The 14368-nt window shown below is 69.2% G+C and carries 16 protein-coding genes; 8 read left to right on the top strand and 8 right to left on the bottom strand.

Annotated features, from left to right (window positions below):
• Positions 1-204: 204 nt before the first annotated feature.
• The gene (locus ACKTSN_RS23810; RefSeq protein WP_409470970.1) at positions 205-1470 is read left to right on the top strand and encodes a YibE/F family protein; all 1266 of its coding nucleotides are present in this window, start codon (positions 205-207) and stop codon (positions 1468-1470) included.
• Positions 1471-1743: 273 nt separating this feature from the next.
• Here ACKTSN_RS23810 and ACKTSN_RS23805 read toward each other — a convergent pair whose 3' ends face one another.
• The 4 genes from ACKTSN_RS23805 to ACKTSN_RS23790 form a co-directional block, all read right to left on the bottom strand.
• Positions 1744-2181, bottom strand: a complete 438-nt coding sequence (locus tag ACKTSN_RS23805; protein ID WP_129798800.1) for an SsgA family sporulation/cell division regulator — start codon at positions 2179-2181, stop codon at positions 1744-1746.
• A gap of 98 nt (positions 2182-2279) precedes the next feature.
• The gene (locus tag ACKTSN_RS23800; protein WP_409470969.1) at positions 2280-3005 is read right to left on the bottom strand and encodes an IclR family transcriptional regulator; all 726 of its coding nucleotides are present in this window, start codon (positions 3003-3005) and stop codon (positions 2280-2282) included.
• A gap of 498 nt (positions 3006-3503) precedes the next feature.
• Positions 3504-3716 (bottom strand): DUF5326 family protein, encoded by a 213-nt coding sequence (locus ACKTSN_RS23795; RefSeq protein ID WP_129798802.1) that lies wholly within the window; start codon positions 3714-3716, stop codon positions 3504-3506.
• A 173-nt stretch (positions 3717-3889) separates the two neighbouring features.
• Complete coding sequence (locus ACKTSN_RS23790) at positions 3890-4207, bottom strand: cupin domain-containing protein (RefSeq protein ID WP_409470968.1); 318 nt, start codon at positions 4205-4207, stop codon at positions 3890-3892.
• Positions 4208-4266: 59 nt separating this feature from the next.
• Between ACKTSN_RS23790 and ACKTSN_RS23785 the strand changes: the two genes are divergently transcribed.
• The 5 genes from ACKTSN_RS23785 to ACKTSN_RS23765 all read left to right on the top strand — a co-directional run bounded on the left by ACKTSN_RS23785 (position 4267) and on the right by ACKTSN_RS23765 (position 8043).
• The gene (locus ACKTSN_RS23785; protein ID WP_409470967.1) at positions 4267-4644 is read left to right on the top strand and encodes a phage holin family protein; all 378 of its coding nucleotides are present in this window, start codon (positions 4267-4269) and stop codon (positions 4642-4644) included.
• Positions 4645-4650: 6 nt separating this feature from the next.
• Complete coding sequence (locus ACKTSN_RS23780) at positions 4651-5196, top strand: low molecular weight protein-tyrosine-phosphatase (protein WP_409470966.1); 546 nt, start codon at positions 4651-4653, stop codon at positions 5194-5196.
• Positions 5193-6338, top strand: coding sequence for a cystathionine gamma-lyase (locus tag ACKTSN_RS23775; protein WP_409470965.1), 1146 nt, complete (start codon positions 5193-5195; stop codon positions 6336-6338). Before ACKTSN_RS23780 ends, ACKTSN_RS23775 begins: the two co-directional genes overlap by 4 nt.
• Before the next feature lie 227 nt (positions 6339-6565).
• Positions 6566-7471, top strand: coding sequence for a LysR family transcriptional regulator (locus tag ACKTSN_RS23770; RefSeq protein WP_409470964.1), 906 nt, complete (start codon positions 6566-6568; stop codon positions 7469-7471).
• Positions 7472-7560: 89 nt separating this feature from the next.
• Positions 7561-8043 carry an NUDIX domain-containing protein gene (locus ACKTSN_RS23765; RefSeq protein WP_224736534.1) on the top strand — a complete coding sequence of 161 codons (483 nt, stop codon included), beginning with the start codon at positions 7561-7563 and terminating at the stop codon, positions 8041-8043.
• Positions 8044-8066: 23 nt separating this feature from the next.
• On the opposite strand, the gene ACKTSN_RS23760 is transcribed toward ACKTSN_RS23765, so the two are convergent.
• On the bottom strand, positions 8067-9929 hold the full coding sequence (locus tag ACKTSN_RS23760) for a globin domain-containing protein (protein WP_409470963.1): 1863 nt from the start codon (positions 9927-9929) through the stop codon (positions 8067-8069).
• 392 nt (positions 9930-10321) lie between these two features.
• A complete protein-coding gene (locus tag ACKTSN_RS23755) occupies positions 10322-10954 on the bottom strand; it encodes an HAD family hydrolase (RefSeq protein WP_409470962.1) in 633 nt (210 codons plus the stop codon).
• Between the two features lie 197 nt (positions 10955-11151).
• Here ACKTSN_RS23755 and ACKTSN_RS23750 point away from each other — a divergent pair, with 197 nt between their 5' ends.
• Entirely contained in the window at positions 11152-12018 is an 867-nt protein-coding gene (locus ACKTSN_RS23750; RefSeq protein ID WP_409470961.1) for a GNAT family N-acetyltransferase, read from the top strand.
• A 64-nt stretch (positions 12019-12082) separates the two neighbouring features.
• Here ACKTSN_RS23750 and ACKTSN_RS23745 read toward each other — a convergent pair whose 3' ends face one another.
• Positions 12083-12505, bottom strand: a complete 423-nt coding sequence (locus ACKTSN_RS23745) for a GlcG/HbpS family heme-binding protein (protein ID WP_409470960.1) — start codon at positions 12503-12505, stop codon at positions 12083-12085.
• Between the two features lie 46 nt (positions 12506-12551).
• Positions 12552-13760: an MFS transporter gene (locus ACKTSN_RS23740; RefSeq protein ID WP_409470959.1), complete on the bottom strand. Its 1209-nt coding sequence runs from the start codon at positions 13758-13760 to the stop codon at positions 12552-12554.
• A 142-nt stretch (positions 13761-13902) separates the two neighbouring features.
• Between ACKTSN_RS23740 and ACKTSN_RS23735 the strand changes: the two genes are divergently transcribed.
• Positions 13903-14361: a MarR family winged helix-turn-helix transcriptional regulator gene (locus ACKTSN_RS23735; RefSeq protein ID WP_409470958.1), complete on the top strand. Its 459-nt coding sequence runs from the start codon at positions 13903-13905 to the stop codon at positions 14359-14361.
• The last annotated feature ends 7 nt before the right edge of the window (positions 14362-14368 follow it).

Genomic DNA, 14368 nt, shown 5'->3' with positions numbered 1-14368 from the left:
GGACCGAGACGGGGATCTGGCGGAGGGCCGGGGAACGGCTCTGGAGGCTGGCCCGAACAAGGCTCCGGTGGCGGACCGGCACAGGACTCCGGTGGCGGACCGGGGCGCGGATCCGGTGGGCCGGGACAAGGATCAGGAGCCGGATCCGGTGCCGGGCACGGGCACTCCCACAGCCACGGTCATGGGCCCGCGGCTCCCGTCTCCATGCACCTGCGCAAGGTGATCGCGGCGGTAATCATCCCGTTCGCCGCTGCCGTGGTGGTCGGCCTCGCGGTGCTCTGGCCCGGTGGCGCACCACCGCACGAGCGCACCGGCGTCGGCTTCGACCGGCAGACCCAGCAGGCCACGGTCACCAAGATCGAGGAGTTGCCCTGCGACTCGGTCAATGCCTCGGCGGACACACCGAACGGCGACACTTCCACCGCCGAGGGCTCCTCCGCACAGCAGCAGGCGAGCGGCCTCTGCAAGAGGGCGACGATCCGGATCGACACCGGCAAGGACAAAGGCCGTACGTTCACCGAGATCGTGCAGCCGGACCAGTCACGGCAGTTGCACGAGGGCCAGAAGGTCGTGGCCGCCTACGAGCCCTCCGCCCCTGAGGACCTGCAGTACTCCGTCACCGACGTGAACCGCAGGCTCCCGATGGCACTGCTCGCCGGCATCTTCGCGGTGGCCGTCGTGGCCGTCGGCCGGATGCGCGGCTTCATGGCGCTGATCTCGCTGGCCATCAGTTTTCTGGTGCTGAACTTCTTCATCCTGCCCGCAATCCTCCAGGGTTCGAACCCGCTGGTCGTCGCGGTGGTCGGGGCGAGCGCCATCATGCTGGTCGCCCTGTACCTGTGCCACGGCCTGTCGGCCCGAACCTCCGTTGCGGTGCTCGGCACCCTGGTCTCGCTGCTGCTGATCGGGGTGCTCGGTTCGCTGTTCATCGACTGGGCCGCGCTCACCGGCAACACCGACGACAACACGGGTCTGATCCACGGCCTGTATCCGTCGATCGACATGAGCGGTCTGCTGCTGGCCGGCATCATCATCGGTTCGCTCGGTGTGCTCGACGACGTGACGGTCACGCAGACCTCGGCGGTCTGGGAGTTGCACGAGGCCAACCCGACGATGGGCTGGCGCGGGCTGTACCGGGCGGGCATCCGCATCGGCCGCGACCACATCGCCTCGGTCGTCAACACGCTCGTCCTTGCCTACGCGGGCGCCGCACTGCCGCTGCTGCTGCTCTTCTCGATCGCGCAGAGCAGCGTGGGGACAGTCGCCAACAGCGAGTTGGTCGCCGAGGAGATCGTGCGCACGCTGGTGGGGTCGATCGGTCTGGTGGCATCGGTCCCGGTCACCACGGGACTCGCGGCCCTGGTGGTCTCCACCGACCGGCACAGGGCGGAGTCGGCGACACCGGCGACGGCCGAGGGTGGCCCGGCTGCGGCGGCACGCGGTGGGAAGGGGCGGCGACGCAAGCACTGAAGCGGATGGCGGGAGACGTCGCCGCGCGGCAGGCGTGAAAGCACGAATCCCAGCCGCGCGGCAGGCGCTAGAGCAGGAGACACCAGCTTGAGAGGCCGCCCCGGCTCCTCCGAGGAGACCGCCTCCTGAGGCTTCTCGAGGGCCCTGGAGAGCCCAGGAAGAAGCGTTCCTGCCGCAACCTCCGCACGCGCCTCCTCAGCCCCCGCCCGTGCCACCCACTGCCTTACAGAGCCTCAGGCGAAGCGTTACACCACCCACCCCGTCGCGCACGCGTCAGCCCGCGCTCTGCTCCTCGGCCAGGATGCGGTCCAAGGCCTCGTCGAGATGGGCGTCGAAGTCGGCGAGCGCGCCTTCCTGACCCAGCGGAACCAGCTTGTCCGTACGGTCGAGGAAGGCGACCAGCGGCGCGGTCGACGATCGGAACAGCGCCTGGTCGCTGCCGACCTGAAGCCGGATCAGGACGTCGCCCAGCGACTCGGGTGCGACCGGCGAGACGCGGACATCGCCCTCCCCGCACGGCCGGCCCACCCCGTCGATCAGCAGCTCCCGGCCGAATGCCCAGGTCACCGGAGCGTCTCCCGGCAAATGGAAGGTCAGCCGCACGGCGTAGGGATCGCACGTCTCGTAGCGCAGCTCCACCGGAATGCGGAAGGAGAGCTCCTCGGACACGAGAAAGCTCATCATGACCTCTGCCTGTACGGACTCGCGCATCGCCTACCCCGTCATTTGCCGTCGACTGGCCGGGAACGAACTTCGGACACTGGTGGCATCTTGCTGAACGTACACACCAGATCACAAGGAGTGAGTTTTCAGATACTGATAGAGAGCGCGAGCGACCCCAGAAGGCGTCCGATCTCGCTCTGCAGCTGCCGTGCCGCGGGCAGCAGTCGGTCGGCCTGGTGGCAGGGCAGGGAAATGGCCATCGTCCCGGCCGTGGTGCCCAGCGTGATCGGAATCGCCGCGCAGACGGTACCCAGCGCGTACTCCTGGCGCTCGATGACCGGTTGCATCCGGCCCATCTGGTCGAGGCGTTGCAGCAACGTATGACTGTCACGGACCGTGTACCGGGTGATGGACTGCACGGGGTAGCGGTCGAGGTGGGCGCGACGGGCGTCCTCGTCCAGCTGGGACAGCAGGCACTGGCCGATGGCGTGCGCATGTCCGGTCTCACGGAAGTCGGCCCATTCCTCGACCGCCGGGTTGCCGGGGGTGTCGGAGACACACACCACCTCGATCTCGCCGTCGCGGTAGATCGCGTAGTACACGGGGACGCCGATCACATCCCGCCAGTGTGCGAGTGCCTCGGCGATCGTGCCGCGACGTTTCTCCTGCGCCCCGCTGCTGCTCAGCCGCTCAGCCGCCTCGCCGAGGAAGAACAGCCCTTTGTCGCGGCGTAGATAGCCCTCGTGCACCAGGGTGCGCAGCAGGTGGTACGTCGTGGGCAGGGCCAGGCCGGTCTCGCGGGCCAGTTGCTTGGCGGGTGCGCCGTGCTCATGCTCGGCGACGCATTCCAGCAGGCGCATCGCGCGCTGCACGGATCCGATGAGGGTCCCGGACTGCTGGGGAGCGGGAGGAGTCGACGGGGAGGCCGGGCCACTCGCCGGTCGGCGCGCCGCGCATGCCGTCGGGCGCGCTGATGGAGGGGAGTTCGTCGGGGAGTCCGAGATCGGGCGTGATCGCTCAGGCCTGGTCCGGGGCGGTGCGGGCTGTTCGGGGGGCCTGACGCGGAGCGCCGAGGCCGGGAGGGGGGTCCGGGTGGGTGCGGGGGATGCGGGGGGTGCGGGGGGTGCGGGGGATTGTGCTGGTGCGGTGTCAACCGTGGCCAAGGGTCACTCCCGAAGCGCGAGAGGGCGGGCCGTGCGGGGAACACGGCTGGGGGTGTACGGAGGTGTACGCCGCTCGCGGGGTCATCGTCCCCGCGTCGAGTTCCGGACTCTAACCGTCTGCCACCGCTTGCAGACGCTCCGTACGGAAACTTCCCTCGCCCGAGGGAACCGGTGATTCCTGTTACCGGTTCCCGTCACCCACTCCTGTCACCAGTCGCTGCGCGACGTGGAGCTCGTCGTGAACTTCCGTACGACGTAGATGAGTCCACCGACCAGCGCCACGAAGACCAGTACCTTGAACAGCAGCCCGATCACGAAGCCCACGACGCTGGCTATCAGGCCACCGAACACGACCAGGGCGATGACCGGCACCGCGATCCACTTCACCCACCACGGCAGACCCGTGAAGATCTCTCGCATCGCCCTTGTCCTTCTCTCTCCACCCGTCAGCCGCACCGGCTCCGCTGAGCCCGCCGGTCCTGCCGGCTCCTGTGATGTCCTGCCTCAAGGCTAGGGCCGGCAGGGACCCGGCGGGGGCCTGGCAGCCCTTGTCCTCCCCTGACTGATCCCCTAGGGAACCCCGAGCCGGCGCATCAGCTCTCGGGCGGAGAGAACACCACGAGCACCCGCAGATCCTCGCTGATGTGGTGGAACTTGTGGGCCACTCCGGCGGGCACGTACACCACGCTTCCGCGGGCCACGTCGGTGGTCTCCAGGCCGACGGTGATCGAAGCGCGTCCGCTCACGATGAAGTAGACCTCGTCCTGGTTGTGGGGTTTCTGTGGATCATGCTCGCCCGCATTGAGCGCGTACAGCCCGACCGACATGTTCCGCTCCCGCAGAAACTGCAGGTAGGCCCCTTCGTTGGAGGCGCGTTCCGCCTCCAGTTCGTCCAGCCGGAATGCCTTCATCGCCACTCGTCGCCTCGCGCCCGTACTCGTAACCGATCTCGTCTGCCACGATCAGACACATGAAGAATTTCGTAGTCAAGACGATCGCCAACGCGGGCGCCCTGGCGGTCGCCGTATGGCTGCTCGACAAGATCACCCTGACGGGTGACAGCACCGGCAAGAAAGTCGGCACGCTGATCCTCGTCGCGCTGATCTTCGGCCTGGTGAACTTCATGGTCAAGCCGATCGTGAAGCTTCTGAGCCTTCCGCTGCTCATCCTGACGCTCGGCCTGTTCACCCTGGTGGTGAACGCGCTGATGTTGCTGCTGACCTCGTGGCTGGCCGACAAGCTCGACCTGAGTTTCCACGTCGAAGGCTTCTGGACGGCCGTCCTGGGCGGCCTGATCATCTCGATCGTCTCCTGGGCGCTCAACGTCGTCCTGCCCGACGGGGACTGAGCGCCGATGACGTACCGCGTCTGTTTCGTCTGCACCGGCAACATCTGCCGCTCCCCGATGGCCGAGTCCATCTTCCGCGCGCGGGTGGCGGAGGCCGGGCTCCACGGCCAGGTCGAGGTCGACAGCGCCGGCACAGGCGGCTGGCACGAGGGCGATCCGGCCGACCCGCGCACCGTGGCCGTGCTCCAGGAGCACGGCTACGACGGTGACCACACCGCACGCCAGTTCCAGCCGTCGTGGTTCTCCCGGCTCGATCTCGTGATCGCCCTCGACTCCGGCCACCTCAGGGCGCTGCGCCGCCTGGCGCCGACCGAGCAGGACGCGGCGAAGGTCCGCCTGCTGCGCTCGTACGTCCATCCGTCGCCCGGCCACCACTCCTCGACGAGTGCTTCGCACGCCCATTTCGATGCCGCGGGCGACGGCGACCTCGACGTCCCAGACCCGTACTACGGGGGCATGGACGGCTTCGAGGAGTGCCTTGAGATGGTGGAGGCGGCGAGCGAAGGGCTGCTCGCCGCGGTACGTGAGCACGTGGAAGGACGGGCAGCATGAGCGGTACGGGTGGGAGCAACGGTGTCGGTGACGGCACGCGCGCGGTGCGGGCCGGTCTGCCCGAGCCGGTGAAGCACGAGCCGACGCTGCCCGGTCCGGTGTTCGCCGCCCACTACCACCTGCCGGGTGACCCCACTGGCCCGTACACCTACGGCCGCGACGAGAACCCGACCTGGACCCACCTGGAGCGCGCGATCGGCGAGCTGGAGGCGCCCGGGCAGGACGACGTGGAGACACTGGTGTTCGCGTCCGGCATGGCCGCCATCTCGTCGGTGGTCTTCTCCCAGCTGCGCGCCGGGGACGCGGTCGTCCTACCCAGCGACGGCTACCAGGTACTGCCTCTGGTGCGCGCCCAGCTGGAGGCGTACGGCATCGAGGTGCGCACCGCCCCGACCGCCGGTGATGCCCAGCTGGACGTCCTCGACGGCGCGAAGCTCCTGTGGATCGAGACCCCGTCGAACCCCGGGCTTGACGTGTGCGACGTCCGGCGGCTCGCAGAGGCGGCACGCGCGCGTGGCGCCCTGGTCGCGGTCGACAACACGCTCGCGACACCGCTCGGACAGCGCCCGCTGGAGCTCGGCGCCGACTTCTCCGTGGCCAGCGGAACCAAGCAGCTCACCGGGCACGGCGACATCCTCCTGGGCTACGTCACCGGCCGCGACCCTGCGGCAATGGCTGCCGTACGCCGCTGGCGCAAGATCGTCGGTGCGATTCCTGGGCCCATGGAGGCCTGGCTCGCGCACCGTTCGATCGCCACGCTCCAGCTGCGCGTGGACCGGCAGAACGCGAGCGCCCTCGCGGTCGCCGAGGCGCTGCGTGACTGGCCCGAGGATCTCGGAGTGCGCTACCCGGGACTGATGAGCGACCGCTCGTACAAGATTGCCTCGCAGCAGATGCACCGCTATGGGTGCGTGGTTTCCTTCAGCCTGCCCACACGCGCGCGTGCGGACCGTTTTCTCGACGCGCTACGGCTCGTGGACGACGCGACGAGCTTCGGCGGGGTGCGCTCCACGGCCGAGCGGCGCGGGCGCTGGGGAGGGGACGCGGTTGCGGAGGGCTTCATTCGGCTGTCGGTCGGTGCCGAGGATCCCGGGAATCTGGTGGCGGATGTGCTGGCCGCGCTGGACGAGTCGGCGAAGTGACCGCTTTCCGGACACCCGGTGGGTGCGCGGCTACGTAGAACGGACGGTCCGAGCCTCCCCCCTCGTGGCTCGGACCGTCCTCGGTTCTGCGCGCGAAGAACCGCGCGAACAAGGCTAGTTGACTCTGTGTCAGTGTCCAATCACAGTAGCGACAGAGACCTATCGACTTATTTATAGTTGGGCCCTGCCCGGGGGCGGGAGACAGGCAGGGAAGGGGAGGGCGTTCCATGGATCTGGCCTTGCTGCGCACGTTCGTCACCGTGCACCGGGCCGGTTCCTTCACTCGCGCCGCCGCCCTGCTGGGCCTCTCCCAGCCGGCTGTCACCTCGCAGATCCGGACGTTGGAACGACAGCTGGGCCGCCCTCTGTTCCTGCGGCAGGCCCGGGGAGTGACGCCGACGACCATCGGCGACGAACTCGCACACAAGGCCGCTCCGCATCTGGACGCCTTAGTGGAGATAGCCGAGAGCGGACTCGACGACGAGTCCTCGTTACGCACCCTGCATCTGGCGGGGCCCCCTGAGTTCACCGCCGAGCGGGCACTGCCCGCGCTCGTGGAACTGACCGGCGAGGACGGACAGGGCTTCGCGCTACGCGCGTCCTTCGGCAACGCCGAGGAGACCCTGGAAGGGCTGGCCGCCGGCCATCACGATCTGGCCATTTGCACAGCCCAGCCGCGCGGCGGACTGCTCACGGCGACTCCGCTGTGCGACGAGGAGCACGTCCTGGTCGCCGCCCCGCACTGGGCCGAGCAGATCGGGACCGGAGCGCTACGAGAAAAAGGCGCGTCCGCCCTGGAGAACCTGCCTGTCGTCGAGGTGCACGAGTCGCTGCCCTTCGTCTCCCGCTACTGGGCCTCTGTCTTCGACTCCCGCCCCGCCGCCTCCGGCACCGTCATCGTCCCGGACCTCCGCGCCGTCCTCGCCTGCACGGCCGCCGGTGCCGGGCTGGCGGTCCTGCCCCGCTATCTCTGCGAGACCGCCCTGGAGCGTGGTGACGTCGTCGCTCTGCATGATCCGGCGGTGCCGCCGCTGCGGACGTACTTCCTGGTCGTGCGCACCGGCACCCTGGCCATGCCGCACATCGCACGGGCCCATGAGTGGCTGCAGCGCGCGGCCGCCGAATGGTGCTGAGCCGAGCAATCGGGAGGCCTCACGCGCTGGGCTCGACCGATGACGTTTCGCGATGTTTCACGTGGAACCAGCCGGGCCACATTTCTCCCATGACCGTCCGACCCGTGGTCAAGCGCACCGCCCGCGCCGTTCTCCTGGACGGCGACGACCTGATCCTGATCAAGCGCACCAAGCCCGGCGTGGATCCCTACTGGGTCACTCCCGGTGGCGGTGTCGAACCAGGAGACCCCACCGTCGTCCATGCTCTGCATCGCGAGGTGTACGAGGAGCTGGGCGCCAAGATCACCGATGTTGTGCCGTGCTTTGTCGACACCGTCGAGCACATCGGCGAGGACGGCGGCGCGACCGGTGTGAAGGTGCAGCACTTCTTCGTCTGCCGACTCGAGTCCATGGATCCGTCCCTGCGGCACGGTCCCGAGGTGGACGAGCCCGCGGGCGAGTACGAGATCGTACGAGTGCCGTTCACCCGTGTCGGGATCGCCTCCGTCCATCTCGTACCTCTGTCGCTGCGGCACTACCTCGACGGGAACATCGAGGGCGTCCGGGCCATGCACGCTCCCGATCTGGGCTGACCCGGCCAGTGGCCGGCGCCGGGTCAGCTTCCGGCGGCGACGAGTTCCTCCACCGAGTCGTGGCGTATGCGCTCCGAGGGAATGCCGGCGTCCCGCAGGGCGTCCACGCCGCTGCGGATCATTCCGGGCGGGCCCGAGAGGTAGGCGTCGTACTCGTTCCAGGGGCCGTACGCCCTTATGGCATCGGGGAGCTGGAGATGTGCCTGCTGGTCGATGATGGCGCGGACCGAGAGCCAGGGGTGTGTCTGCTGGAGCCTGAGCATCGTGTCGATGTCGTACAGGTCGTGGTCGGTGCGGGCTCCGTAGAAGACCTCGACGGGGCGCCGCTCGCCGTGCTCGGCGACGTCCTCGACCAGCGCCTTGATGGGCGCTATGCCCGTGCCACCGCCCAGACAGAGCAGTCCGCTGTCGGTGGAGTGGTCCACGGTCATCGAACCGGCAGGCGGGCCGAGGCGGACGACGTCACCGGAGCGGGCGCGGTGCACCAGGGCGTTGGAGACCCAGCCCGCGGGGACCGCCTTCACATGGAAGCTGAGCAGTCCGTCGGAGCGGGGCGCCGACGCGAAGGAGTAGTGCCGCCATATGCGCGGCCACCACGGCGTCTCCAGGCTCGTGTACTGCCCGGCGAGAAAGGGATACGGCTGGTCGGGGCGGATCGTGATGACCGCGACGTCCGGGGTCCTCAGGTCGTGCGAGACAACCTCGGCGTACCACCAGGCCGGTGCGCGCAGCTCGTCCGCAGCCGCGGCGTCGATCATGACCTGCGAGATGGTCGTGTACGCCCGCACCCACGCCGCCTCGGTCTCCCCGTCCCAGACCGACTCCGCGTACCGGCTCAGCGCGCCGATCAGACACTCGCCGACGGCCGGATAGTGCTCGGGGCGCGTGCCGTACTTGCGGTGGCCGCGGCCCAGGTTCTGCAGATACGGGACCAGGACGTCGGCGTTGTCGATGTGCTCGGCGGCAGTGAGCAGCGCCTTGAGCAGGCGGTCCCGCTGGGCGTCCATCGCGGCGGGGAAGAGGGGCCGCAGATCGGGGTGGCGGACGAAGAGCAGCGCGTAGAAGTACGAGGTGACCTTGTCGGCCACGGGGGCCACGGTGGTCATGGTCCGGCGGATGAGCACGGCGTCCGGGGAGGCGTCCTCGTGGGCGGTGGGCTGATCAGCGTGCGGGGCGGGTGGCTCGGCGTGCGGAGCGGGCAGATCGGCGTTGGAGGCGGGGCCGGCTGCGGGCGCCGTGCCGGCAGCGAAGAGAGACGGCTCCGTGTGTTCGGCCGCGGTCCGTTGCGCGGGCACGCGGTGAGCGGGGGGCGGTGGCGCGGTGGGGGTGGGGGCGGGCTGCGCGGGCGGTACCTCATTAGGGAGGGGGGCCCGCTGGGTGGTGGGCCGCTCCTGTGTGGTGGTGGAAGGGCCTTGAGCAGCGGGCGGTGCTTCAGCGGGGGCGGTCACGTGCTGAGCGGCGGACGGTGCCTCGGTGCGGGCCGGGGCGGGTGCAGGCGTGGATATCGCGGGTGCCGTTATTCGCTCACGGTCCGTCCCGGCGTCGGCTGCGGCCGGCTGGGGGCCAGGAGCTCCGTAGCCGCGCGGCTCGGGGTGGGTGGCTGAGGTCGGCGAGCCCGTGCCCTGCGCTTGTGTGTGCGGCTCCATCACCTGCGGTGTGGCACCCTGTGCGACCTCGTCCAGCGGCGCCTCGGGATCAGTCCCGGTGGTTGTCCTGCCCACCGGGCGCATCGCTGCCAGGCGCCGACCATCTGCCGTCTCCCGCTCGCTGCCCGGGGTTGGCATCGGCTTCTTGCGCGGCGTGAACCAGCCGCCCCCGCCGTCTGAAGTGCCGTTGTCGGCCGACGTGGTGGTCGGAGCGTCCATGGTGTGCCTCGCCTCGAACATCTTTCGGTCGGTCTGCGCACTTCCTCGGTCGGAAGGTGCCTGCTTCCCCGTAGTCGGCTGCTTTCCCCGTTCGCTGTTGCAGTCAACGCGGCCCTATTCAACTCGTGTTCCCACTTCGTACGGACAAGTAGGGCGAGAATGTGACATTGGCCGCAATACTCTCCCCGCAGCATCCCACTTCACGCGGAAACCTCAGCCGCTTAACCCAGAATGCGGGTCGTCGATCTCTCCCTCCCGTTAGGCTCCCTTGCCCCTCTTTCCGCCCGTATGGGAAGGGCGCACCACATCCCGGACGGCAACCGGAGTCGACCATACCGGCCCCCGCGCCCCACACAAGTCCCCCCTTGACCCACCACTCTTTTGACCAAGGGGCGAACCAGCAGTTCCCTCAATTACCGGGCGGCGCAGACCAATTCATAGGCATCCCACAGATCCCTCCCCGTATAGGAGTGAGTTGCGAGAGCCCCCAGATGGTGGTCCGCGTTGACCGCGACGGATACCGGAACGGCACCGAAGAGATCCCGGTCCGATGACGAGTCCCCGTACGCGACGCAGTCCGCGCGCGTCACGCCGAACTCCTGGCACAGCCGGTCGGCGATGAGGACCTTGGCCGCGGCACTGAGGACTCCGGCGGGGTCCACAGGCTCGGTGAACGGCACCGCAGGGAAGCGGGATCCGTGTGCCGCATGCGCACCCCACGCCGTGAGCCGCTCCACGAAGAACGATGGAGACAGTGACACGACAGCGCAGTAGTCGCCCGCGCGCCTGATCTCCGCCCAGACGTCACGGATACGCCCCAGCCAGGGTGCGCCGTCGAAGGCTGCGGCCACGTGCGCCTCCGTGAGATCCGCCCAAAGCGCATGTACCCGCTGCGCATATTCCGGTGGGCCGATCAACCCGGCCGCGATCTCCTGGTCGAGCGCCACGGTCTCGGACTCCAGCCCGAGTTGCCGCGAGATCTCCACGGGCGCGGAGGTGCCGTGCAGCAACGTGCCGTCGAGATCGAAGAGATGAAGTCTCGCCATGGCATGCGAGGCTAGCGAGAGGAGTGTTCCCGCCGCGCACTGAGCCAGATGGATGCCCGCAGTTCTCCGATGTTTCACGTGAAACACCCCGCGCTTGTCCACCCACTCCGCTGTTCGCCACGACAATGGCCAAAAGCGCTTACGTCTCTCCCGAAACCAGTGGACGTCGGGGGCACCGGTCGGCCAGCCTGACCTGCGTGCCTACTCCTGCCCTCGCCGCTCTGCCGATCCGCCGTCTGACGCTCCGCGACCTCACCGCCTGCGCCGACTTGTCCGAGGACCGGGGGTGGCCGCGGGAGGAACACAAGTGGGGCTTCCTCCTCACCGCTGGCAGGGGATACGGCATCGACAACCCCGACGGAGGGCTCGTCGCCGCATGCACGGTCACCGAATACGGGCCACCGGAACGCCCTGAGCTGGGAGCCGTCGGCATGGTCCTGGTTGCCGAGCGGCACGCCCGCCAGGGTGTCGGACGGCGACTGATGCGCCATGTGATCTCGATCATGGGCGCCATACCCCTGACTCTGCACGCGACCTCGAACGGCCGCCCGCTCTACGAGGAACTCGGCTTCAAGGTCACCGGCCGGGCGGAGATGCTGCGCGGCCCCTTCATGCCGGGCGGCGCCGAGCTCGCGGTGGCCACCCGACCTGCGACCGCCGAGGACCTCACCACGCTCCTGCGCCTCGACCTGGAGGTGTTCGGCGCCGATCGCACGCACATCATCACCCGGCTGCCGGCCTTCGCCGACCAGGTCCGCGTCGCTGAGGAGGACGGCCGGATCATCGGGTACGCGGCCGCCTGGCCCAATATGCACACCCATGTCGTGGGCCCGCTCATCGCCCGGGACACCGAGACGGCGAAGGCGCTGATCGCCTCGCTCGCCGCCCACACCGACCGCCCGCTGCGCACCGACATCGACGTACGGCACGAGGAGCTGCTGGCGTGGGCGAAGGAGCGAGGGCTGGCGTCGGTCGCCTTCAACGCGGTCATGACGTACGGGGTTGCGGAGCTGCCCGGTGACTGTAGCCGGCGCTTCGCTCCGCTGACGGTGGCTGCCGGCTGATACTCCGGCACGGGTAACGCCGGTCCCTCCAGGGAACCGGCGTTGCCCGCTGATCGGAGCCAGGTCAGGCGAGTGCCTCTGCGGCGGCCGTGGCGAAGCCGTGGTCCTGATCCGGTGCGCCCCCGCCGACACCGATCGCACCGATCAGTCGCCCGTCGCGGTGGATCGGCAGACCGCCCGCGATGAACAGCAACGGCCGGTCGAGCGCGGTGGGCAGGGAGTGGAAGGGCCCGTCGGGCTTGACCGCGTCGACGAGGTCGGCGGTCGGCGCGTTCAGTTGGAGGGCCGTGTACGCCTTGCGGGTGCTGGTCTCGCCGGAGATCAGCACGGCCCGGTCGTCGCGCCGGAACGCGAGCAGGTGGCCGCCGGCGTCCAGGACGGTGACGCTGACGGTCGCTGCGGCGGCCTCGGCGGCGCGACGGGCCGCGGTGACGAGGATCTCGGCGTCCTGGATGGTCAGGGGCGCGACGGCGGTGGACGTGGTCATGCGGGACTTCTCCTTGCGGGTATGACTGGCGAGGGGGTTCGGCGGGTCAGTGGTGGACGGCGGCCCGCTGCTCGGTGGGCGCACCGGACGCCACCACGGCACTGGGGGTGCTCTCGCGGCGCTCCAGAGCGGCCGAGAGGAAGGCGAGGACCAGAGCAGCCGCGGCGAGGACGGCGCCGACCCAGTTGGGGGCGGTGTAGCCGAGACCGGCCGCGATGACGAGGCCGCCGAGCCAGGCGGCGAGGGCGTTGCCGAGGTTGAAGGCGCCGATGTTCACCGCGGAGGCCAGGGTGGGAGCGCCGTGCGCCTGGTCGAGGACGCGTTTCTGCAGCGGCGGGACGGTGGCGAAACCCAGGGCACCGATCAGCGCGATGGTCACGGCCGAAAGGATCTTGTCGTGTGCCGTCAGCGTGAAGAGCGCGAGCACGACAGCCAGGGCGCCCAGGGAGACGTACAGCATGGGCATCAGGGCGCGGTCGGCGAACCTGCCGCCGACCAGGTTGCCGCCGACCATGCCGAGGCCGAAGAGGACCAGCAGCCAGGTGACGGAGCCGTCGGCGAAGCCGGCGACGTGGGTCATCATCGGCGCGATGTAGGTGATGGCCGCGAAGACTCCACCGAAGCCGAGGACGGTCATCGCCATGGCGAGCAGGACCTGGACGTTCTTGAAGGCAGCCAGCTCGTGGCGCAGGTGCACGCCCTCGGGCTTGGGCATCTCCGGGACGAGCTTGGCGATGCCGGCCAGACCGACGACGCCCAGCACGGCCACGATGGCGAAGGTGACCCGCCAGCCGACGGACTGCCCGACGAGCGTGCCCAGTGGGACGCCCACGACATTGGCGACGGTCAGACCCGTGAACATCATCGCGATGGCTCCGGCCTTCTTGTCAGGGGCGACCAGCTCGGCCGCGACAACCGAGCCGATACCGAAGAAGGCACCGTGGGCGAGGGAGGCGACCACGCGGCCGACGAGCATCAGCCCGAAGACGGGAGCGATGGCGGAGAGCACGTTGCCGACGATGAACAGGCCCATCAACACCATCAGCATCCGCTTGCGGGAGACCTTCGTGCCGAGCACGGTCATCAGCGGGGCGCCGAACATCACACCGAGCGCATAGCCGGTCACGAGGAAGCCGGCGGTCGGGATGGAGACCCCGAAGTCGGCCGCGACCTCGGGCAGCAAGCCCATGATCACGAATTCGGTCGTGCCGATTCCGAAGGCCCCGATCGCGAGGGCCAGAAGCGCGAGAGGCATGGGGGTGTACACCTTCCCAGAGATTGCAGGAGCACTTAACGTGCGTCCACAATAGTTGCAGACGCGGGCTATATGCAACCGCAGGCTATTGCGGCCCTGCTCTATTCTGGATTCCAGCCGCTCCGGGACGGAGGAAACGCCAATGACAGCGTCGGACCCCGCGCTCACCGCCCTAGCCCAGGGCTGGTGCGCCCTCTCCCTGCTGCACGGGAGGATCGAGGCGCACATCGAGCGCGCCCTGCAGGCCCAGCACGGCCTCAGCGTGCGCGAGTACTCCCTGCTCGACGTGCTCAGCCGACAGCACGACGGTGACGGCGGGCACCTGCAGATGAAGCAGGTCGCGGACGCGGTCGTCCTCAGCCAGAGCGCCACTACGCGCCTGGTCACCCGGCTCGAGGACCGCGGTCTGCTAGAGCGCTACCTGTGTCCCACCGACCGCCGGGGCATCTACACCAACGTCACCGAGGCGGGCCTGAAGCTGCTGGAGGAGGCGCGGCCGACCAACGACGCGGCCCTGCGTGAGGCGCTCGACGAGGCCGCCAAGAACCCCGAACTTGCCCCGCTGGTCCGGGTCGTGGAGTCGGTGAAGGTCCCCGCATAGGGTGCAG

Origin of the sequence: Streptomyces flavusporus (assembly GCF_046267975.1) — a bacterium.
GTDB lineage: Bacteria > Actinomycetota > Actinomycetes > Streptomycetales > Streptomycetaceae > Streptomyces > Streptomyces flavusporus.
This window is presented reverse-complemented; position numbering and strand designations above follow the sequence as displayed.